The sequence below is a fragment of the Dolichospermum sp. UHCC 0315A genome (genome assembly GCF_008121535.1).
Taxonomy (GTDB): domain Bacteria; phylum Cyanobacteriota; class Cyanobacteriia; order Cyanobacteriales; family Nostocaceae; genus Dolichospermum; species Dolichospermum lemmermannii.
In genome coordinates this window covers 4,950,001-4,972,585 of the sequence record NZ_CP043056.1, presented here as the reverse complement: position 1 = coordinate 4,972,585, position 22,585 = coordinate 4,950,001, and the positions used below count along the sequence as shown (strand labels likewise).

Sequence of the window (22,585 nt, the reverse complement as noted above, 5' to 3'; positions counted from 1 at the left end):
GAAAGATTTATCCGTTTCCTTTTACCTTCTTCCTGGGAAACCAATCATCTAAAATGGCGTAGAATACCGGGACAACAAACAAGCTGAGAATAGTAGAACTTACTAAACCACCAGCGATAGATACAGCCATAGGCGATCGCAATTCCGAACCCGCACCTAAACCCAAAGCAATAGGAACCATCCCCAAAATTGTTGCCGCGGTTGTCATCATAATGGGACGTAAACGTACAGGTCCAGCTTTAAGAATTGCCTCAGTCCGTTCTAGTCCAGAATCCCGTAACTGATTAATGTAATCTACGATTAAAATCGCATTTTTGTTAGTAATCCCCAGCAGAAACACAAAACCAATCAGAGATATCATCCCAAAATCACTTTTTGTAAATAGCAGTGCCAGCAACGCCCCAACCACTGCTAAAGGTAAAGAAAGACCAATAACTATGGGATCTACCCAACTTTTAAACAACCAAATTAGCACCACAATAATACAAAGTGCCGATAATCCCAGCGTTGTGCCAAAACTCCCAAAAACCTGATTTTGACGGGCAGAATCTCCCCCTAAATTCAAAGACACACCAGCCGGCATCACAGCTTTAGCTTCAGCTACAACTTGATCAGTTGCATCACCTAAAGTTAAATTTTGACCCAGGTTAGCACCGATATAAACTACTCGCTGATTATTCAACCTTTCAATTTGCAAAATCCCATCTTGTTGATAAGACGCACCTGTAATAGTCACATCAGCAAAACCAGATATTTTCTCAATTCGAGCTTTTACCGCTTTAGCTGCTGTCGTCAAAGCTTTGATATCATTACCTTGTAAAGCTATTTGTAAAGGTTTTTGTCCACCCGTATCAACAAACTGAATATCCTCTATACTTGTAGTTACACCCGCCAATTTTGGCAAAGCAGCACGGAGTTGGTCTTGTACTTCTGCCGTTTTCACTTCTCGCTCTGCTTTGAGCTTAACGTATAGCGTCCCCTTGTTTGGTTCACCTTCACGAGAACCCACAGTAGTAAATACCGTTGCCACTGCGGGGAACTTTCTCACTACTTCTTCCAGTTTCTTAGCAACATCCAAAGAATCGTTTAAAGGAATAGGAATAGGAATAGAAGATGATGAATCAGCCAAAGCCGCAGCAGATAAAGACGAATTTCCTAATTTATCTTTTTGTCCCATTTGTCCCAGTTGTCCTGCTTGTCCTCCTGGTTGTCCTAGTCCTCCTTGCACCCCTTGTGCTAGATCCCCAGGAACACTAGGTAGAGGAGCAGTATAGACAATATTAAATTCTCCTCGGTCAAGTTTGGGAATAAATCCTTTGGGAATTAGGGGAATCAGGGCAAGACCAGCAATTAAACTACTTATAGCTAACCCAACAACTATCAAGCGGTGCTGCAAAGACCAGGCTAACAAGTTACGATAAGCTTGATCAAATTCTAGCCAAATTTTACTTTGCTTCTGAGGAGAACTGGATGGTTTAGCTTTAAGCCAATAAATAGCTAAGACTGGTGATAAGGTTCGGGCTACTAACATAGATGTCAGCATGGCAGCAGAAACGGTAATTCCAAAGGGTTTGAAAAACTGACCAATGACACCACCCATTAAACCAATAGGCAAAAATACTGCTACCGCTGTCAAAGTGGCTGCGGTGACAGTTAAACCAATTTCATTAGTGGCTATCAAAGCGGCTTCGCGGGGGGTTTTGCCTTCTTCGATATGCCGCATGATATTTTCTACATCAACTATGGCATCATCTACTATCGAGCCAATGACTAAAGCTAAGGCTAACAGGGTGATGGTTTCTAGGTTAAAGCCATATATCGCCATAACGATAAATGTCCCTAGCAAAGATATGGGAATAGCTAAGGCAGAAATTAGGGTAGCTTGCCAATTCCATAAAAAGGGAAAGATGACGACAATTGATAAAATTATCGCTTCGATCAGGGCATCTATGGTGGAATGGGTGGCGTTGCGGATATATTCAGCTTGGGTAGCAGCTAAAGTGAGAGTAACATCTTTTAAGCCAGACCTTAGCTGTTGTACTTCTTTTTCTACCCGATTAACTACTTCTAAGGTATTAGCATCACCTTTTTTAATGACCTGAAAGGCTAAAGCCTGTTTACCATTGAACCTGATTAAAGTACCGGCTGGGGGTAATCCATTGGTTGCTGTTGGTGGTGGTGCATTCGTACTCACTTCCCCTAACAGAGAGACTTTCAGAACTCCTGGTAATTTAGCTATACTAGGGACAATTTTATCTTTTACCAGTTGCTGTAAATTATCAATCTTCCCAGAAGAACTTTCAATGGCATAGCTAACAGCCGCTGATTCGTTCAGATTCAAAGGGATGATTTTTTTAGTGGCATTCTTAGGTAGATTTAATTGATTAACGATCTGAGAAATTTTATTAGTCGCAGTTTCTAAATTTGTACCCACCACAAAAGAGGAAACTACAGCAGTTTGACCAGGATAAGTTGATGAACGAATATCCTCAAGTCCCACCAGTGATTTGAGACTTTCCTCCAGTGGTTTAGTGAGTTTTTCTTCCGTATCTAGGGCTGATGTTAAAGGTGCTTGGACATTTACCACCACTACCGGAAAGGTGATATCTGGAAATAAAGCATATTTGAGGGAACTCAAGGCCAGGACACCAGCTACCGCTATACCTATCCAAAAACACACCGTCAACCAAGAAAACTTAATCGCTAATTTGGAAATATTGAAGCTTTCGCGGGCAGATTCTGAGTTATTAGTCTTTACCATCTGATAAAATTATTATCTTAGTCATTAGTCATTAGTCATCGGTCTTTTGATCACTGACAACTGACAGGTTAGTATAGAACTTCTAGGGTGAAAATGGTTGTAGAGCTTTAGTCATTGTAAATCCTTAATCTTCTCGTTCCTTGTTCAAAGGATTCTAAGCAACACCATAATCTGTATATGGACGCTTATATGGTGGATGCAACCCCAACACAATATCTTCTTTAGGAACACCCATTTTTACTAACTCCTCAGCAGGATTTTGGTCTGTCAAATTCTGTTGTAACCAAATTTTGCCATCTTTAATATCAAAGTGCATGACACTACGATAAACTCGATGTAGTTCTTGCCAACCGACATTCATCCATTGGTAATGATCCCTTTGGGTATCAAAAATCAGTTGTAGTTCATCATCATCATCATCTTTGGCGTAACTAGTTAACAAAGTTTGAATATATTCTCGATATTTAGCTATTTTATCCATTTAAAAATTACCTCTTTCCTGGGTTCATAGACTACTAATGGTACTTGATATCTTTGTAGCGCAATTTGAGTAAATTCAAGTTGGAAAAATATTTCATAAGCATCTAAGGGAATCGCTAAGTACAGTATACGATTTGGTTCAATAGTTTCCAATGCTAGACGATAACTAAGGAACTGACCTAACGCAGCGTAAAAGTCTGTAATTGCCGAAGGATTGAGAAAACTTTTGATTTCTACAGCTATTTTCTCACCTGCTTTTTCGGCAGCAAGTAATTTCTGGGCAGCTAAATCAATCTGAAAATTAACATCACCAAATTTAAATTTTAGTGGATCATCTGTAATCACCCACTGTTCTTTTTCTAAAGCTTTTTTTACTGATTCATGAAAAATATCTTTGGCAGACACGGATAACATTAAATTCTTGGATCTTAGTATTCTATACTATTTGTAGTCAAAGGAAAATAGTTTCTAAATTTCTCATTCTCATGTCAACTTTGATCTTAGTCCCCCAGGGAGCAGAATATCAAGCCGTCTGTCGCGGATTAAGTCGCGTCCCCAGTTCCCAAGCCAAGGTATTAGCGATACCAATGGGAATCGAACCAGTGCGGAAATATTTACAACAATTCACCCATGGTCAAGCAAATCGGATGCTGATGATGGGTTTGTGCGGTAGCTTGAGCCAAAAATATCAAATTGGAGATATTGTTTTATATCAAAATTGTCTTTATCAAGGAAATCTGCAAGAGGGCAATAATTCCTTCACCGCAGATATACATAATCAACTTGGTGATCGTGTATCTTTAGTCAAAGGGTTAACGAGCGATCGCCTCTTATATAAAGCCACAGAAAAACGCCAGTTATATGAACAATCCGGTGCTGACGTTGTAGATATGGAAGGATACGCTTTTCTAGAATTTTTCCAGCAACCAGTTTCTCCACAGGTACAAATAGCCATCCTGCGAGTAGTTAGCGATGATGCTCATCATGACATCCCCAATATCACATCAGCCATTGGTGCAGACGGTTCATTACAACCTTTACCCTTAGCTTGGGAATTCATCCGTCAACCCCTAGCAGCGACTCGATTAATTACAGGTTCACTAAAAGGACTCAAAACTTTAACAGCAGTCACACAATTATTATTTACTCCTAACAAGATCCCCGACTTCTCTAAGAAGTCGGGGATCTGATTCTGATGAATATTCTCAAACCTGAGAAATATCTTTTACGCTTGAGCCAAATTGACTTTAACAATCACATCATTAAAATCTTTATCACCACCACCACGTAAATCCTCAAAACCAAAGGTATTATCACCTAACATCCGCACATGATCTACACCATCTGAGTTCGCACCCAAGAAGGTAAAGTAAATATCTGGATTATTATTAGGATTACTATCAAGTAGGGCATCAGGTGTACCATTCACAACAAGAAATGGTACATATATAGAGCCACCTTGAAGCGTATTATTGAAATTTGCCGTTCCACCGTTGTTCACAGCTAAATTAATGTCAGAAACACGACCATTAATAGCTGCTTGAACATAGCCATTTTGTCCTGGGAGAATATCAGCCGTACCATCTCCATTGGTATCAATACCGCCGTTCTCATCAACTACGCGATAAAAACCAATGAAATTGTTGTAACTTGCTTCTCGGTTAACCGTAAAACTAGCGGTTACTGCACCAGTAATACCCCGTAAATCTAGAGATTCACCTTGTGGTTTATTTTGCAGAGATGTCCCCAAAGCTGTAGCGCGATCACTTGCCTGAATTGTTAACGGAAAATCCTCAAAGCCGCTAGGATTACCAGAACCATCTTCCCAATCTAGGGAATACTGATCAGATCCCAAATCTGTAATCTTGAGATTAGCAGGGTTGGCAAACAGGACATTGCCAATAGAGGTGTTGTTACTCAGTACAGAATCGGTTGAACCGTCTTTAACCAAGTAGAATCTCAAATTGTCATTGGAGTTAAATCTTAATAACCTGTCCAGGCTAGTAGGATCAAATCCAGCAGGAAGATTAGTAAGGGTAGAGAAAACTACCTGACCTTTTGCTAATGCTTTTTCTGCATAACCCGCTTCATCGGGGGCAATACCATCAACTTTACCAGACGCATCATCAACAGTAAATACTCCAATTTCATTGCGACCGGAATTTGGTCCTGTTAATTTTACTTCCAGTGTTGCTTTGCCGTTGTTGCCTTTGATATTGAAGACATTATCACTAACTAGCGTTAGGAAATCGCTAACAGTGCCGGTGCCAGTGGAAGTTGGATTAACATCAGGTGTACCAGCAGATGTGGCAGCAGGAGTTCCGAAGATCACATAGGCTTCACCTGCTTGAGAATTAGCCAAGGGAGCGCCAATAATCAAATCATTAACACCATCACCATTGACATCTCCAGCACCACTGACTGACTGACCTAAGTTACTATTTTCAGCACCATCAATGATAAAGCCCTTTTCACCATCGTACTCAGGTGTATCGAAAGTTGAGAGTTCAAAGGTAGCGCCAAAGCCTTGTTTGCTGCCATAAATGACATAGCCTTGTCCAGCGTTATCAGTAGCCTTTTTTGCCCCAAGAATGATGTCATCAATACCATCATCGTTAAAATCTCCCAAACCACTGACAGACCAGCCGGAGTTGTCAAGGGCGGAAATACCGTTGATGGTAAAGCCATTGCTACCATTAAGGTTAGCAAGATTGATGCCAGAACCAAAACCATTTTTATTACCAAAGACTACATAGCTTCTGCCAGCAGATTCTTTGTCATTGGGATTGCCATCTTTTGCCCCAATGATCAAGTCTCCGATGCCGTCACCGTTGATATCTCCAGCTTTGCTAACAGAGAAGCCTGATTGATCTCCTGCTTGTCCGTTGATGGTAAAACCATCGCTGCTATTGAGGTTAGAGACGTTGATAATCTTGGAAGTAAGGGGATTTGTGGGATCAGTCTTCCGTCCATAAATAACAAAACTGCTTCCAGAATTATCACCATTGGTATTAGCAGAAGGCGCACCAATAATGATGTCATCAAGTCCATCACCGTTGATATCTCCAGCGTCACTAACGGAATATCCCAGGTTATTTAGGTCATTTTCATCACTGATGATTTTTAAGCCTAAGCTGTCAATATTAGCAAGGTTTAAGCTGGAATCAAAACCACCTTCTTTCCCAAAGATGATATAGGCTTCTCCTTTATTAGCTGTTCCGTCATCACTAGGATGAGTTGCACCAATTAATAGGTCTTTAACGCCATCACCATTAAAATCGCCGGCACTGCTAACAGCCCAACCTGCAAGATCACCAGACTGATTACCTTTGATGGTAAAACCCTGGCTAGGTTCAAGGTTGGATAGTTCAATGGGATTACTAAAATAGTTGGGGTCTTTACTGCCAAAGACGACATAAGCAGCCCCGGAATTATCTCCATTGATGTCAGAAAAGGGTGCGCCAATGACTAGATCATCAACACCGTCACCGTTAATATCCCCAATATTGCTAACGGAACGGCCTAAGTCATCACCAACTTCTGCCCCATTAATCACAAAGCCTGTAGTAGCATTGAGATTGGAAGGGTCTATGACTTGTTGAAAGTTCTCTTTGCTGCCAAAGACTACATAAGTTTTCCCGGAGTTAAATTTGTCATTAGGATCACTCAAAGGTGAGCCGATGATTACATCCCCAATGCCATCACCGTTGATATCACCGGCGTTGCTAACTGAGTAGCCTAATTGATCATCACTTGCACCGCTGATGACAAAGCCATCTTTGTTGACTGTGGGTATAATCTCGCCCGTTACAGGATCTATAAGGCTAGTCTCGCCAGTTACAGGATCTATAAGGGTTAGAAATGAGGTTTCAATAGGTGTGGGATTTGTGGTGGAAGTGCTATCTATGTTGGAACTAATATCTACATTGGAGCTAATATCCTGTTCGGAGGTGGTGTCTACAATGGAGGTGGTATTTTCAAGAGGGATAGGATCTTGTTCGGATGTGGTGGCTACATTAGAACTAATATCTTCAATGGCAGTAGGATCTTGTTCGGAGGTGATGCCTACATTAGAACTGATATCTTCAATGGCAGTGGTGTCTTCAATGAGAGTGTTATCTGCGAGTGTAGTAGCGTTAATATTTGGTTCCATGATGGTGTAGTGTTATTGGTTTTTTGAATGTTTGATAAATTTCGGTTACAGCAAAGCAGGTGTAATGGGTTGTTCCACCTTAGTTACACAAACATTTGCTATAAATCTGCGTTAAGAAATAGCTCTAGGCTGTAGTTGAGTTGCTAGAGTTGGTGTTCATGATAATAATGGATAGAATTTCATACCCCTGGGGTAAATACAGCGGTTTCCGCTCTTATGAGGTACAAAGTTGAATCATGAAACTCTTGTAGTGCGGGCATACTTCGACAAGCTCAGTACAAGTCTTGCCCGCTAGATATGTACCTCATAACACCGGGAAGTGCTGTATGCGTGTTTGTTTCTAAGTTTGAGTCATTAGAGTAACTGAGGATGGAAATAGGGGAATAGTAGTTAATGCCCTGGTATGCTGAAATTTCTCTGGACTGTAGTTGTGTTACCAGAGTTGGTATAGATAATTTTTTTTGAGATGGTCAGATCCGGTTAACTTCTATGGGAGATCAAACCTTCATCATCCATCTTATATACAAAAGTTTTCACCTCTTATGATCAAATCCAGGTCTATTTAAGACTTGGGTTTTTGCCGACGACACCCAAACGAAGGAAGATGCTGAAGTTTATACCTGATTTGATTTAAGGACTCTTAGCTTTTCACTAACGAGAAAGTTTACTTTGATTGCCCGAAAACAGTACAGCCTAGATATTGTGCTATTAGTTGTGAAGCTTCTGTGAACTTGAGGTCAATAACACGCAAATTTCTGAGTTTGGCTTTTATCATTGGCTGTAAACATGACAATCAAATTTAGTCTGCGGTATGATACTTGATGTTAATGGAAAAAATTTCTCTTCCCTGTTCTCAAGTCCCGCTTCCTATAACTTAATCCCTAATTGCTAATGTCCAATCCGGACTTCTTTTAAATATTCTGACTACTTTTGATCTACTGTCTTTACCAGTAATCCTAATGTGTGGGTAATGCTGGGGCTGGTGTTTAATGGGTGAGAATGGGAATTTGGGGAAAAAATGTCTGCTACTGGTTGTCAACGGGGTAAACTCGGGAAGAAGGAGTTCAGGAGTATGGCTAACGCCGCGCTTCGCTATCAGGAGTATGGCTAACGCCACGCTTCGCTATCAGGAGGAAGGAAGAAGAAGGAAGAAGAAGGAAATTTCTTTCTCTGCTTCTCTTGCTTCTCTTATCTTGTCAACGGGTATATACTCTACCTTTCCATGCACCTCCACGTCCTTGCCAATGTTGTAATGCTGAATCTATTGTCATAGAAGTATATAAAAAAGCAATGATGGGTAAGCTAAAAGCAAAAACTGGAGAACATTTATAAAAACGAATAATTGGGAAATAAGCAAAAGTCATCAGTAGATATCCGATGAAAGAAATCAGGGTAATTATCCAATTCCCCAATACCAGACCGAAAATAATTGCTATCGGTGGTAATAAATAAACTAAAGTCATTCCCAACAGGCTGCCTATTAGCAGGAAAGGGGAATAATTTAGTTGTGTGTAAGCACTTCTGGCGACCATATCCCAAATTGTTTTCAGGGAGTCGTAAGGACGTAAGCTATAGGTTAGGGTGCTTAATCCTAGCCAGATTTTTCCGTGAGTTGATTTAACGGCTTTGGCTAGGGAACAGTCATCAATTAAGGCTTGACGAATTATTTGCAACCCACCAATTCTATTTAGGGCTTCTGAGTGAATGAGAATACAACCTCCAGCAGCGGCAGCAGTAGCTTTTTTGGGATTATTTACCCAGGAAAATGGATAAAGTTTTTGGAAGAAAAAGACGAAAGCGGGTATTAATAGTTGTTCCCAAAAACTTTGACAGCGTAAGCGTACCATGATGGATACGAGATCTAATTTCTGTGCCTCGGCTTTGGCAACTAGGCGGTGCAAGTTGCTGGGATCATGTTCTATATCGGCATCAGTAAGTAAAAAATAGTCTGGTGTCAAGGTACTGGCTGTTTGTAAACCTTGTTCCATTGCCCACAATTTGCCTGTCCAACCTGGGGGTAATGAGGTGCTGGTAACAATTTGCAATTGCTGGGTTTTGTCGAGGTTGTGGGCTACTTCTTGGGCAACATTGGCTGTACCATCGCTACTTTGATCGTCTACTAAAAAGATGGTGAAATTACCAGGATAGTCTTGAAGGAGGAGCGATCGCAAGCTAACAGGAATGACATCGGCTTCATTACGGGCAGGAATTATTACGCACACGGTCGGTAAGGTGTTGTTATCAATATCTTTATCTTTATTTGCTTCTAATTGGTGATTAACTCGCCAAAACTGCCCCCAAAATAAGATTAAAAATAACCAAATGACTAAGGATAGAAGGGTCAAACTGAATATAATTGTTGCCATAACTGTTGCTGTACTCCAATTTAAAATTTAACAGACAAATTTAATTCTTTTACTGACTTGGATAGAATACAATGTTTGCTGATTTTGCGGAAGAATTTTCTCGTAATTCGGTTATGTTATTTAAATATTGTTTGGTGCTGAGGTAGGTATTTGATGCAAACACAAGATAGAATAAAAGTCAAGCAAGTTGTTGATGCGATAGCCGCAAGTCAAAAACATCTACTTTCTATTCAAAATCCCGATGGTTATTGGTGGGCTGAGTTAGAGTCTAATGTTACCATCACTTCGGAAGCTGTTTTATTACATAAGATTTGGGGAACTGAGAAAACCAGACCTTTACATAAAGTTGAAAATTATCTCCGTTCTCAACAACGAGAACATGGAGGTTGGGAATTGTTTTATGGTGATGGTGGAGATTTAAACACAACTGTAGAAGCCTATATGGCTTTAAGATTGTTAGGTGTACCCGCTACAGATACCGCATTGCTGAAAGCGAAATCTCTAATTTTAGCTAAAGGTGGTATTAGCAAAACTCGGATTTTTACAAAGTTACATCTAGCTTTAATTGACTGTTATAATTGGCGCGGACTGCCTTCTTTGCCACCTTGGGTAATGTTACTACCCGATAATTTTTTCTTCAATATTTATGAACTTTCGAGTTGGGCGCGTTCTAGCACTGTGCCATTATTAATTGTCTTTGATCGAAAACCAACTTTTAACATTGATCAGCCAATTAATTTAGATGAATTATATGCTGAAGGTGTAAATAATGTCTGCTGGGAATTACCAAAAAATGGTGATTGGTCAGATATTTTTAATATCCTTGATGATGGCTTTAAATTAGCAGAAAGTATTAATTTTGTTCCTTTTAGAAATGAAGGAATTAAAGCCGCAGAAAAATGGATTCTAGAACGTCAAGAAGTTACAGGTGATTGGGGGGGAATTATTCCCGCAATGTTAAATTCTCTGTTAGCTTTAAAGTGTTTAGATTATGATGCTAATGATCCGGTGATCGAACGGGGTTTAAAAGCAGTTGATAATTTCGCCATTGAAACAGAAAATAGTTACTGTGTCCAACCTTGTGTTTCTCCTGTATGGGATACAGCTTGGGTGATTCGGGCTTTGATTGATTCAGGTTTTGCCCCAAATGATCCGGCTATTGTTAAAGCTGGAGAATGGTTAATAGAGAAACAAATTCTCGATTATGGTGATTGGAATGTCAAAAACAAGCAGGGAAAACCCGGTGCTTGGGCGTTTGAATTTGAAAATCGTTTTTACCCAGATGTGGATGATTCGGCTGTGGTTGTCATGGCTTTACATCAAGCAAAATTGCCAAATGAGGAACTAAAAAAACAAGCTATTGATAGGGCTTTAAATTGGATTGCGACGATGCAATGTAAACCAGGAGGTTGGGCGGCTTTTGATCTTGATAATGATCAAGAATGGCTCAATTCTGTCCCCTATGGTGATTTGAAAGCGATGATTGATCCAAATACGGCTGATGTCACTGCTAGAGTATTAGAAATGTTGGGGGCTTGTAATTTATCAATTCAACCAGATAATTTAGAAAAGTCTTTAGATTATCTTTTGAAGGAACAAGAAATAGAAGGTTGTTGGTTTGGACGTTGGGGTGTAAATTACATTTATGGAACTAGCGGCGTTTTATCAGCTTTGGCTTTAATTAATCCTTTGAAATATGCTAGAGATATAAATCAAGGTGCAGCTTGGTTAGTGAAAGTACAAAATTCTGATGGTGGTTGGGGAGAAACTTGTTTTAGTTACAATGATCCTAGTTTAAAAGGAAAAGGTGACAGTACAGCATCCCAAACAGCATGGGCTCTAATTGGGTTAATAGTCGCAGGTGAAGCAACGGACAAATTAGCGATTGATAGTATTGAAAAGGGGATTAATTACCTGTTAGAAACACAAAAATTAGATGGTACTTGGGATGAAGAATACTTTACCGGAACGGGCTTTCCTTGCCATTTTTATTTGAAGTATCACCTTTATCAGCAGTATTTTCCTTTAATGGCTTTGGGACGATATCAAGCAAAATGTTCGAGTTAAATAGCAATACCTTTGCCATTTTTCTGGAGAAATATTATCAATCTTGTAGTGCGGGCATCTTGCCCGCTATTTTTACACCCCATTTATTAGTGTTGTCAAAGAACGTGGATAATATGGTTATAAAAAAATTATGGGTAGGAATTGGTTGTCAAAAAGGAATTTCCCAACAATTAATTAATTTAGTAATCAAAAAAGTTTTTCAGGAAAATCAACTTATATATCATGAAATAGCTGGAATTGCAACTATTGATAAAAAAGCCTCAGAAATTGGTTTATTGGAATTTTGTAAATTAGAAAAACTACCTTTAAAAACCTTTAGTGCCGAACTTTTAAATAATGTATTTGTTCCCAATCCTAATAATACTATTACTAAGTTAGTGGGAACATCTAGCGTAGCAGAGGCTTCCGCGATTCTTGCAGCTTCAGAAATCACATCTACGGAAATAATGTTATTAGTTCCTAAACAGATTTTCCGATTACCAGAAGCACCAGCAACAATCACAGTAGCCGTTGCTAAAAGTGAAACCCTGATATTTTAATCAACTGCATTAACAATCTGATTAATAATACCAGAAACAATTGATAAAACAATTGAACCTAAAAAAGCAGGAATAAAACCCCGAATTTCAAAACCATAACCGGGAGTTATGGCACTGGCAAACCATAGCGTTAAGGCATTAATCACTAGGGTGAATAAACCCAAAGTAATTAAGGTGATGGGAAATGCTAAAATCTGCAAAATTGGTCGCACAATGGCATTTACTAAACCAATCACAACAGCGGCAATTAAGGCAGCAACAAAACTAGTGAGAATGATTCCAGGAACAATTTTAGCCGTAATTAATAATGCTACCGCAGTCCCGATCCAAGTTAAAAGAAAGTGCTTCATAGTTTGATGATGAGAACAAGATTAACGTGACTGGGAAGTGCGGTTCAAGAACACTTTCCATGTACCACCACCGACAACACCATCAGGTTTTAAACCATAACGAGTTTGAGCAGCTTTGACTGCGGCTTCTGTGGATCTTCCGAAATCTCCATCTATTTTACCATTTAAAAAACCCAGGATTTTGAGTTGTTTTTGCAATTTAATTACTTCCGGTCCACTTGTACCTAAATGTAAAATTGGCCATCCTTGGGGAGTATATTGAATACCGGGCATTTGTTGATTGAGAGGAGTGGGTTGAATACTAGAATTAGGCTGATTGGTGGTGCGTTTAGTAGTCGGTGGTTTTGTGAATCTGGTCGGTTGGGTAGGAACAGTCGTAAAACTACTGGCAGCATTAGGTGCGGAAGTAATAATATTTGATGGGCTGGGAAACAGTTTTTGCCAAGTGATATTATCTACATTACCAGTGGGATTTAGGCCAGCAGCTTGCTGAAATTGGGCAACGGCAATAATGGTACTTTGTTGATATGTACCATCCACAGCACCTGAATAAAAGCCCAAAATCTTCAAAGCGGCTTGAAGTTCTGTAACTCGTTCACCCTGACTACCTAAGTTTAGAGGAGGACGATTAATTTTAACTTCTGTGTTGACTTGGGCAATTTTAACCGCTGCTGCTGTTGATATAAAAGCAGAGGAACTAATTAACGCGGGTGTGGTGGTTAACAAGAGTAAGCAATACCAAGAATTTGCGCTCATGTAGTTGGGAATACTTGCTATCAAACTAAATTTCATAGAATTTTTGTATAACTTTCCGATGCTGATCTTACCCTGTGGCGATCGCTTTGTTTGCCTTTAATCTTTTTGGTGTGAAGATAAAACATAATCGAATATTTCCAAGACTTGATTTTGTTGGGTTTCCTGACGTCAACCCAACCTACGCAATTTAAGGTTTTAGAAAGTAGCTGTCTGAATGGCTTCTTCTGGTCCAACGAGAGATAAGTAGGGTGCTTGTAAATATTTACAAGCGGTTGTCATTGCCTCCGTTGCAGTGACATTATTAATTAATTCGGGAAACTTTTGATCAAATTCAATTCCTAAACCCGAAATTTCATACCAACCATATATCTGTGCAATATGTCCATTAGTTTGTTTACCCAACGCATATTGACCGATAATTTTGTTTTTAGCAGTTTGTAATGCTTCTGCTGACAGTTCGGTGGTAGATAATAATTCTACTTCTTGGCGAAGTCCATTAAAAGCAATTTTGGTGTTTTCCGGTGCTGTCCCAATATAAACTACGAAGGAAGCGGGAAAAAGTCGAGTCGAATAAATAGCAGATACGTCATAAGCTAAACCTTGCTTTTCTCGCAATTCTACAAATAAACGACTAGAAAGACCATTCCCTAAATAGGTAGCAAGTAACTTGAGAGCCGCATATTCTGGGTTGGTTACTGATGGTCCTAAATAACCCAACATGATAATTGATTGTTGTGTATTTAAGGGTTTCAGGCAAGATTTAGGTGATCCAGTAATTGGTGGTAAATTAAGAGTAGGTTTGGTGGAATTTGGTATTTGCCAATCACCAAAAATCTTATTTACTAATTTCTCTGCTTGTGCTGGTGTAATGCGTCCAGCAATGCTAATGACAATATTATCAGGACGGAAATGAGTTTGATGATATTCTACTAAGTCATCACGGGTAATGCTGCTCATGGTTGTTTCATCACCTAAAACTGACATGGAGTAGGGATGATTTGGGTACATTACCTGACGCAGTTGTTCAAAAGCCAGTCCAAAAGGTTGCTCTTTTTGGGAACGAATATCTTGGATTGCTAATCGCTTTTCTAATTCTATTTGGTTTTCGGGAAAGGTAGGCGATCGCAATAATTGTCCAGCCAATGTTAAAATATCAATAAAATCAGCAGTTACTGTTTTCAACGATAGCAAAAAATAATCTGTAGCTGCATCTGTGCCTAAACCAGCTCCTACAGATTCAACTTTTTCGGCAATTTCTAAACTCGATAAACCATCACATCCCTTTGTCATTACTGCTGATAACAAATGCGCTAAACCAGCTTTTTCTCGCTGTTCATGACAACTACCAGCGCGAATAAAAATCCGTCCCGCAATAATATCAGCAGCTTGATTTTCTGAGACTAATAAAACAATGCCATTACTTAATACGGTGCGATGAATCAGAGAGCGACTATTAATAGTTTGCATTTTTCACTTAATAATTAACAAGGTTTGAGAATTGTCACAGCATAATTAGCTGGGGAAAGATATTGTTGAGCTAATTTTTGCAGTTCTTGCGGATTGAAAGACTGGATTTCTTGGGGATAGGTAACAGCTAATTCAGCGTTAGCAATGGTATGATAATAACCATAAAAATTAGTTAGCTGATCTGGTGTTTCTGTAGAAAAGGCATAATCATTACATAAAAACCGCTGAATGCGATTTATTTCTGGTGTGCTAATTTCTTGATTTTGCAATTCTTGCAAATGATCACAAATCAACTCTTCAACTCGTTCCAGATATTCTGATTCCAACCAAGCCGTAATTGTAAATAAACTTGATTCTTGTTGGAGAGAAAAATCACAGCATAAGTCTTGAACAAGTTGCTTTTCTTCCCGCAAATCAGATACTAATCGAGAAATTCTCCCTTCTCCTAACAGTGCTGATAATAATTCTAAACCATGAACAGCCCGAAATTCTTCTACTCCTGGCACTTTCCAACCCATAATTAACCGCGCTTGTTCCAGTCTAGGTAAAATTAACTCATGACGACGAATTCCTGAAATTACCGGTGCTGTAACTTTGGTAAATTGGGGACAATGATCACGTTGCGGAAAATCTACAAATGTCCGGTTTACCAAGTCCCTCGCAGCTTTTTCACCAATTCCCCCCACCACAACCACAGTCATATTTTCTGGTTGGTAATAACTGCGATAAAAACAGCGCATAGCTTCGGGGGAATGCTGCATTAATTCTTCCTCAGTTCCCAATACAGAACGTCCGTAAGGGTGCTGTTGGTAAACATTTTTAACAAGAGATTGAAAACCTACCCAGTCAGGATCATCATTGTAAGAACGGATTTCTTCTAGCACCACATCCCGTTCTCTGATAAATTCATCGTCAGGAATGGCTGCATTCAGGAGTAATTCTCCCAAATGTGGTAGAGTATGCTCTAGGTAATTAGCAGCGGTTGTAATCGAATAATGGGCATAATCGTGGCTGGTAGCGGCATTACTCACACCACCAATTTTTTCAATATGATAATCAAATTCTCCAGGCAGCAAGTTTGGTGTACCTTTGAAAATCATGTGTTCTAGAAAATGTGCCATTCCAAACCAAGGTTCTGGTTCTAGGTTAGCTCCCGCACGCACCCAAACGTCAGCTATGACTACGGGTGTAGTGGATATTTCTTGGTGAATGAATGTCAAGCCGTTATCTAATTTGATAACTGAACCGGGAAACACGTTGTTAGTTAGTTGTTTTAGCAATTTTTTCTAGTTTCAAGCACAATTTAATGTTGTCATTCTAACCTTGAATTTAACGGAAAAGAAAGCCAAATTGTAGAGATTTAGTAAATCAACAAGTTTTATGGATAAATAATGTTCCCCAAATAGGTAATATTGATAGAATGAGAAAAACGACTATCCACGCTGGCATTTTTTCCTCGATAGATGCGTTGGTAGCAGTCAGCTTGTCTTTTTCATCAGTTGTTAGTTGATATTTAATAATATCGTTTTTATGAAGACACGCCCAGGAATTTTATTACTTGCTTTAGTCATACCTGGTTTATTGGTAGTATTGATATCCCTTTATTATTTTGGTACTGATTATGACGCACTAATAAAAGCTGAAAATTATTTAGAAAAATTGGTAAAAGAGGAAAAGCCTAATGAAAGAACTTTGCAATTTGCATATCATCGAGCTTTAGCCCATCGAATTAATGTTTTTGCTGATGCTACTTGGGGATTATTGGGAGGTGTGATTACAGCAGTGGGAATACATGGTTTAGTGATGTTGAAGGAGAAAGATTAAAACACTTCCTCCTATTAATTTAAACGGCTAAATTTTGCATTTTCCAAGTTGCTAAATCTGCCAAAGAGCGATCGCGGTAACGTCCATATTTTTCCGGTTTACTCTTAATTTTCACACCCAAATCTGGCACAATTCCAAAATTAGGAGCCATCGGTTGAAAATGTTTTGGTGCAGCGGATCTGATAAACTCAAATAATGCCCCCATCATCGTTGTAATAGGTAAATTTAGGGGTTCTTTTCCTAAAGCTAATCTAGCTGCATTTGTTCCCGCTAACCAACCTCCCGCAGATGCAGCAGTATAACCTTCTGTTCCTATTAATTGTCCCGCAGCTAGTAAAGTTGGACGTTCTTTAAATTGCAAACTTGCAGACATTAACTGTGGTGCATTTAAAAAAGTATTGCGGTGCATTACTCCTAATCTGACAAATTCGGCTTTTTCCAATCCAGGTATCATTTGAAAAACTCTTTTTTGTTCACCCCAGCGTAAATTAGTTTGAAATCCGACCATATTCCAAAGTTGACCGGCTTTATCTTCTTGTCGTAATTGAATTACCGCATAATTACGTTCTCCATTGCGAGGATCAGATAAACCCACTGGTTTGAGAGGTCCATAACGCATGGTATCTTCACCTCTTCTCGCCATTTCTTCAATTGGTAAACAAGCTTCAAAAAATTTCGCTGTTTCTTTTTCAAAGTCTTTTAATTCCGTTTGTTCTGCTTGACAAAGTGCTGATCGAAATTGTAAATACTGCTCTTTATTCATCGGACAATTCAGATAAGCTGCTTCACCTTTGTCATAACGAGAAGCCATAAATGCAATATCTTTATTGATAGAATCTCCGACAATAATTGGACTCGCAGCATCAAAGAAGTTGAGATATTCCATCCCCGTAAATCGTTGTAAATCTGCGGCTAAATCGGGACTGGTTAAAGGTCCAGAAGCTAATACAACGATACCTTCGGGAATTTCTTTAACTTCACCGCGTCGGAAATCAATTAAAGGATGATTTGCTAAGGTTTGGGTTAGATCTTCGCCAAATTGTCCTCTGTCTACCGCCAAAGCCCCACCAGCAGGGACTGCGTGTTCATCTGCTTTGGAGATGACAATAGAACCGAGTTGGCGTAATTCTTCATGTAATAGACCGGCAGCGCGATCGCTCGCCATAGCCCCGAAGGAGTTACTACAGACCAATTCGGCCAAATTTTCCGTATGATGGGCAGGGCTGAAGCGTTTAGGGCGCATCTCGTGGAGAATCACAGGCACGCCGGCTTGGGCTATTTGCCATGCTGCTTCTGTTCCTGCGAGTCCGCCGCCAATTACTTGTATCGGTTGTTGTGTCATAGTGATTTGAGATTTTAGATAAAATTATGATAAAATTATTATTCAAATAAAGAACGAGGTAGTTGAGATTGTCGAATAATTGACATTAATGTACCAAGTTTAACAGATAAGTGATTAGGTACAATAGCAGTGAGAGTAGAGTCTTCTATTACTTTTTGCATATATGACTTCCTTTTTGTCTAACTTCTGTAAAGCCATTATCTTGTAAAATTTTACAGATTTCTTTACCTGATAGTACGCGTAATTTACCCAACCGAAACCTCCAAATTAGTAATAAAAATTTCGCTTTTGAGACGATTTTTTATTTCTGAAGGTGAAGCAAATTCTAAAAATAATTCAATTGCTTCTTTTAAATTATCTTTTGATTCTTCAATGGTATCTCCTTGACTAGCAATATCTAATTCTGGACAAAGGGAAATATACCCATTGTCTTCTTTTTCAATAATTACAGTAAATCTTTGTTTAATAGTTGGCATGGAATATGTAAGCTCCTTAATATCTTTATATTATTATACTGCTTATCGTCAGATATTTTAAATGCTAAATTCCAAATTAAGAAACAGCATATTCTGAATGTTGTCGCAGTGCGGGATAATGAAAACCTATGACAATTTCTTGTTTAGAGATTCCCATTTCTTCTAGTTCTTCACCAACATCAAGATCTGTATTATTTTCCTGAAGCCAAATTTTTCCATCTTTGATATCAAAATGAAATATACAGGAATGAATTCGGCGTTTTTTATCCCAACCAGTTCGCAATAAAAGGTAATGATCATTTTCTGTATCAAAGATCAATTGGGTTTCCATATTTTGATCTTCTGAGCCGTAATTTGCGTATTGCGTGAGAAATTCTCGCAAAAATTGGCGATAGTAATTTAGTTTATCCATAATTTTATTACCTCTGTTACTTCATCATAGACAACTAGTTTAACAGGATAGTTTTGTAGGACTTTTTGGATTAGAACTTCTCCAAATAATGACTGATATGTTGAATCGGGAACTGCTAGATATAATATGCGTTCTGGTTCGTTTTCCTCTAGGGCAATTTTGTAAGATAGATATTGTCCCAAAGCACCATAGAAATCTGTAATTTTTGAAGCTCTGAGGAAGCTTTTTACTTCAACGGCGATTTTTTGATGATCTTTTTCTGCACCAATGAGACATTCAGCACCTAAGTCAATCTGAATATTCAAATTGCCGATACTTAAGTATAGAGGATCATCAGAGATAGTCCAACCATCTTGAGTGAGGGCATCTTTGACTAAATCATGGAAGATGTCTTTTCTGGACATTTATCATGGGTCTATTTTTACAGTAATGCTGGTATCGCAATCGAAGCTATTTACTTATTTAATTTTTGATTAAAAGCTGAAAAATATACGGTGGCTACTATGTTTGATGCCATGAGTTCACCGCATATTTCTTAACTACTAATTATAAACAGTTAAATAGCAAACGTCAATATCTATTTTTTGAACATATCACTAAAAACTCAGATATCCAACTGCTTAAAGAAGTCGGGTATTTTTTTATTCACCATTTTTTATGACACCAATGGGAAATACACGGTGGTTATTATGCTTGATGCCATGAGTTCACCGTGTATTCTTATCTTAAAACTTAAAAGCTAGTCTTAAAACTTAAAAGCTAAGTTTTACCATGTATATATTCGGAATAGATTTGATATCCCTTTCAGATTCTCAATCCGATCCCCCTTACGGGTTCTCAATCCGTTTTAAGTTTTAAGCCTTACTTGTGTTTACAAGTAAATTTTATATACATTCTTTTAAAGAATACATATTTAAGTAGCAAATGTCAATACCCATGTTTTTAATAATGAAAAAGTTCAGATCCCCGACTTCTCTAAGGAGTTGAGGATCTTATTCAATTTACTAAATCAATTTTTTTAATCCAGCAGCCATAATTTCACCCAAGTTATCAGCAAGAGTAGACAATCCTGGCTTAAGTTGCCAATCCTGAACTTTTTTTGCCGAAAGAAACCCATGCGCGGATGCGTTTCTTAGAGCTTTAGCAAGTTTAAGAGCTTCCTCCCAAGAAGAAATAGAATTAGCTTTAATAATCCAACGTTCAATGATTTTTTTATCCCCAGCAGTTACTGACAGAAATTCAGCAATTGCATCTTGATCTTTTGCAAGCCATTTATCAAGATTTTCTTTTTTCTTGGGATTTGGTGTATCAAGAGGATTGTAAATTGGCAGACTGCACATTTTGATAAAGTTAGGAATATCTAGAGGTTTTCCTCTCTCGAAATTATTCATTAATGCTTTAGTCGTAATTTCAAATCCACTATAGGCAATTACAAGTCGCCATTGAACTCCCCTTATCTTATCTATGTCTCCGCGCTTTTGAGTATCTCCAATAGAAGGTTCATACCAATTAATCGCTTCTTCTGTAAGACGCACTCCTCTAATTACGCATTTAATAACTTTATCAATATGTTCTGGATTGTCAGGATGATTAGGGTTAAAAAGTAATAATTTTTGCTGTATTTCACTACATTTAGGGTTATCTTTCCAAGAATTGTCAGGTTTTAAACGGTTATCCCATAATATTTTTGATATATTTGTCAGATTATCTTGATTATCTGTAGATGTGTCTGTCATTTTTAATGATTACAAATAATAATTTTCCAAAATATAAACAATGGCAGCACAAAATGGTTGATACTTTCCGTCATTATTCAATTCTAAATAATCCTTAATAATATTCCTGATTTCCTCTTCATTAAAATCCTCATCTGCTAATAATTCTAATTCCGCATCAATTGCAGCTTTACGCATTCTTTGTAACTTGGGAATATTCAAAGCTAATTTTTCTATTGTTGTTTCAGCAGCAAGTTTTTTAATAGTTTCTTCTGTCGGTAAAATTTCACCAGCAGCAGAACATTTAAAAAACTCTGCACAATTTGCTATTAACGGTGAAACTAACAACTTTTCATCATACCAATTATCTTTTTGATGTCCACAATGTACAGGAACACGGGGTTGTTGATCTTCTCCTTGACAGGAAACTATAAGATTAAAATAATCAAATTTCACAGTTTCATCTATACCTTGAGGTTTAAAATGTTCAATATGACAACTTCCTTTATCTATAGCAACACCACAATAACAACAAATATAACCTTGTTCTTTTAATAAAATTTCTAAAAGCTGACCTTTAACTACAGTTCTTCCAAAACTTTTCCAAGTAGGAATTTTAGCACCTTGCTTGATTTTCCATGTAGATAAACTAGTTGGTTCTGCACTTTTTTGAATATATTTCATTTACGTAAAAGTCCTTTTCTCCTAATTAAAATATCCGCTTTTACAAATTGTGCTTCATCTTCACCAATTATTCCAGCTAACTCTCTTCTCAATTCTTTAGCAGCTTCTAAGTTTCCTTCATCAATTAATCTAAACAACTCTAGCAAAGGATCTTTAATTTCCTGTGGACGTTCAGGAACATCCATTAAATCTTCTAATATTTGATTACTATCTCTACCATAGGAACTTTCAGGACGTTTAGCAATTATACCTGTATCTGTTTTTTCTAGAATATAAATTCCTTGAGGTTTAATTTGACTAATCACTTGAGGAGAATGAGTAGTAACTATAAATTGACACTTGGAAAATGTTCTAGTTAAAGCTGGGATAATTTCTCTTTGCCATTTTGGATGTAAATGTAATTCAATTTCATCAATTAAAACTACTCCGAAACCATCAAGAGGATTTTCTAACCCTGGGTTAGCAATAGCTAATCTTCTCGCTAAATCTCCTACCATTGCTAATAAGCACTTTTCCCCATCTGATAATTGATTAACTATTAATTCTTCTCCATCTTTTTGTAATGTCATTCTCAAAGGAGAACGACGTACACGCAATTTAGTAAAATTCGGCATTAATGAAGATATGGCTTGTCTAACTGCTTCTAATTGTTTATCTCGATAATCAGAATTATTTTCTAGACGTAATTCACTTTCTATATCTTCTCTATTTCTAAACCACTGAAATAAATGAGAAAAGCTAATCCTACCACCTGCTAGAGCTTTATCATAAGAATCTATTTGTTTAAATTCAGACTGAATAGGAACTTCTAAATCAATATCAATCACTGCTCGATTAGTAGGATAATAAACTATTAGAGGTATATTATATTGTGGCTCATTATACCAATGTCTCCAAATCCCATCACAAGCATTTTGTCTCTTTTCGTGTCCTGATACTTTGGTAACTCCATCGCGTTCTCGGTAAATTGTCCAACTATCTTCTCCACGATATGATATTTTAATATCCAATTTTGTAATAATATTTTTATTAGCAATATCAAATTCATTAAATGTTTTAACGTTCTCAGAATCAACAGTACCTCCTATCCAGTGAATAAAATAAGAAAGTAATAAACAAATAGCATCAAGAATACTTGATTTACCTACACCATTAATACCAATAAATACTGTTGGTTCTTTTTCATCAAAATC

At 38.0% G+C, this 22,585-nt stretch carries 22 protein-coding genes (1 of these 22 cut by a window edge); 4 read left to right on the top strand and 18 right to left on the bottom strand.

What is annotated here, in order from left to right; genetic code table 11:
• Positions 1–7 precede the first annotated feature (7 nt).
• From BMF77_RS23545 to BMF77_RS23535, 3 genes are all read right to left on the bottom strand, one after another.
• Complete coding sequence (locus BMF77_RS23545; protein WP_148766271.1) at positions 8–2,761, bottom strand: efflux RND transporter permease subunit; 2,754 nt, start codon at positions 2,759–2,761, stop codon at positions 8–10.
• A gap of 154 nt (positions 2,762–2,915) precedes the next feature.
• Positions 2,916–3,242 (bottom strand): XisI protein, encoded by a 327-nt coding sequence (locus tag BMF77_RS23540; RefSeq protein WP_148766270.1) that lies wholly within the window; start codon positions 3,240–3,242, stop codon positions 2,916–2,918.
• Complete coding sequence (locus BMF77_RS23535) at positions 3,230–3,646, bottom strand: XisH family protein (protein ID WP_148766268.1); 417 nt, start codon at positions 3,644–3,646, stop codon at positions 3,230–3,232. Before BMF77_RS23535 ends, BMF77_RS23540 begins: the two co-directional genes overlap by 13 nt.
• 80 nt (positions 3,647–3,726) lie before the next feature.
• Between BMF77_RS23535 and BMF77_RS23530 the strand changes: the two genes are divergently transcribed.
• The gene (locus BMF77_RS23530; RefSeq protein ID WP_148766266.1) at positions 3,727–4,431 is read left to right on the top strand and encodes a phosphorylase; all 705 of its coding nucleotides are present in this window, start codon (positions 3,727–3,729) and stop codon (positions 4,429–4,431) included.
• A 35-nt stretch (positions 4,432–4,466) separates the two neighbouring features.
• On the opposite strand, the gene BMF77_RS23525 is transcribed toward BMF77_RS23530, so the two are convergent.
• Positions 4,467–7,394, bottom strand: a complete 2,928-nt coding sequence (locus tag BMF77_RS23525; protein ID WP_148766264.1) for a DUF4114 domain-containing protein — start codon at positions 7,392–7,394, stop codon at positions 4,467–4,469.
• 1,196 nt (positions 7,395–8,590) lie between these two features.
• Positions 8,591–9,760, bottom strand: a complete 1,170-nt coding sequence (locus tag BMF77_RS23520) for a glycosyltransferase (RefSeq protein WP_148766263.1) — start codon at positions 9,758–9,760, stop codon at positions 8,591–8,593.
• Positions 9,761–9,913: 153 nt separating this feature from the next.
• On the opposite strand from BMF77_RS23520, the gene shc reads away from it, so the two are divergent.
• The gene (shc, locus tag BMF77_RS23515) at positions 9,914–11,827 is read left to right on the top strand and encodes a squalene--hopene cyclase (protein WP_148766261.1); all 1,914 of its coding nucleotides are present in this window, start codon (positions 9,914–9,916) and stop codon (positions 11,825–11,827) included.
• A gap of 113 nt (positions 11,828–11,940) precedes the next feature.
• Positions 11,941–12,366: a cobalamin biosynthesis protein gene (locus BMF77_RS23510; RefSeq protein ID WP_148766258.1), complete on the top strand. Its 426-nt coding sequence runs from the start codon at positions 11,941–11,943 to the stop codon at positions 12,364–12,366.
• On the opposite strand, the gene BMF77_RS23505 is transcribed toward BMF77_RS23510, so the two are convergent.
• The 4 genes from BMF77_RS23505 to BMF77_RS23490 all read right to left on the bottom strand — a co-directional run bounded on the left by BMF77_RS23505 (position 12,363) and on the right by BMF77_RS23490 (position 16,195).
• Positions 12,363–12,716 carry a phage holin family protein gene (locus tag BMF77_RS23505; protein ID WP_015080630.1) on the bottom strand — a complete coding sequence of 118 codons (354 nt, stop codon included), beginning with the start codon at positions 12,714–12,716 and terminating at the stop codon, positions 12,363–12,365. The genes BMF77_RS23510 and BMF77_RS23505 overlap by 4 nt on opposite strands.
• Positions 12,717–12,737: 21 nt before the next feature.
• Complete coding sequence (locus tag BMF77_RS23500) at positions 12,738–13,508, bottom strand: peptidoglycan-binding protein (RefSeq protein ID WP_148766256.1); 771 nt, start codon at positions 13,506–13,508, stop codon at positions 12,738–12,740.
• A gap of 159 nt (positions 13,509–13,667) precedes the next feature.
• Positions 13,668–14,939 carry a pitrilysin family protein gene (locus BMF77_RS23495; RefSeq protein ID WP_148766254.1) on the bottom strand — a complete coding sequence of 424 codons (1,272 nt, stop codon included), beginning with the start codon at positions 14,937–14,939 and terminating at the stop codon, positions 13,668–13,670.
• 14 nt (positions 14,940–14,953) lie between these two features.
• Positions 14,954–16,195 carry a pitrilysin family protein gene (locus tag BMF77_RS23490; RefSeq protein WP_148767200.1) on the bottom strand — a complete coding sequence of 414 codons (1,242 nt, stop codon included), beginning with the start codon at positions 16,193–16,195 and terminating at the stop codon, positions 14,954–14,956.
• Between the two features lie 274 nt (positions 16,196–16,469).
• Between BMF77_RS23490 and BMF77_RS23485 the strand changes: the two genes are divergently transcribed.
• Complete coding sequence (locus tag BMF77_RS23485; protein WP_148766253.1) at positions 16,470–16,763, top strand: hypothetical protein; 294 nt, start codon at positions 16,470–16,472, stop codon at positions 16,761–16,763.
• 19 nt (positions 16,764–16,782) lie between these two features.
• Here BMF77_RS23485 and trmFO read toward each other — a convergent pair whose 3' ends face one another.
• The 9 genes from trmFO to BMF77_RS23445 form a co-directional block, all read right to left on the bottom strand.
• Positions 16,783–18,105, bottom strand: a complete 1,323-nt coding sequence (gene trmFO, locus BMF77_RS23480; protein ID WP_148766251.1) for an FADH(2)-oxidizing methylenetetrahydrofolate--tRNA-(uracil(54)-C(5))-methyltransferase TrmFO — start codon at positions 18,103–18,105, stop codon at positions 16,783–16,785.
• A 38-nt stretch (positions 18,106–18,143) separates the two neighbouring features.
• Positions 18,144–18,266, bottom strand: a complete 123-nt coding sequence (locus BMF77_RS28795) for a hypothetical protein (RefSeq protein WP_256370325.1) — start codon at positions 18,264–18,266, stop codon at positions 18,144–18,146.
• The gene (locus BMF77_RS28270) at positions 18,254–18,358 is read right to left on the bottom strand and encodes a type II toxin-antitoxin system HicA family toxin (RefSeq protein WP_246863013.1); all 105 of its coding nucleotides are present in this window, start codon (positions 18,356–18,358) and stop codon (positions 18,254–18,256) included. Before BMF77_RS28270 ends, BMF77_RS28795 begins: the two co-directional genes overlap by 13 nt.
• Positions 18,351–18,581, bottom strand: a complete 231-nt coding sequence (locus BMF77_RS23470) for a type II toxin-antitoxin system HicB family antitoxin (RefSeq protein WP_148766249.1) — start codon at positions 18,579–18,581, stop codon at positions 18,351–18,353. Before BMF77_RS23470 ends, BMF77_RS28270 begins: the two co-directional genes overlap by 8 nt.
• Positions 18,582–18,657: 76 nt before the next feature.
• Entirely contained in the window at positions 18,658–18,993 is a 336-nt protein-coding gene (locus BMF77_RS23465) for a XisI protein (RefSeq protein ID WP_148766247.1), read from the bottom strand.
• A complete protein-coding gene (locus BMF77_RS23460; protein WP_148766245.1) occupies positions 18,981–19,397 on the bottom strand; it encodes an element excision factor XisH family protein in 417 nt (138 codons plus the stop codon). Before BMF77_RS23460 ends, BMF77_RS23465 begins: the two co-directional genes overlap by 13 nt.
• Positions 19,398–19,997: 600 nt before the next feature.
• A complete protein-coding gene (locus tag BMF77_RS23455; RefSeq protein ID WP_148766243.1) occupies positions 19,998–20,729 on the bottom strand; it encodes a hypothetical protein in 732 nt (243 codons plus the stop codon).
• A 9-nt stretch (positions 20,730–20,738) separates the two neighbouring features.
• Entirely contained in the window at positions 20,739–21,392 is a 654-nt protein-coding gene (locus BMF77_RS23450) for a retron system putative HNH endonuclease (RefSeq protein ID WP_148766241.1), read from the bottom strand.
• Positions 21,389–22,585, bottom strand: the 3' portion of a protein-coding gene (locus BMF77_RS23445; protein WP_148766239.1) for an AAA family ATPase. Its footprint extends 57 nt past the window's final position; 1,197 of the gene's 1,254 nt are visible here — the last part of the coding sequence; its start codon lies beyond the right edge, outside the window; the stop codon is at positions 21,389–21,391. Before BMF77_RS23445 ends, BMF77_RS23450 begins: the two co-directional genes overlap by 4 nt.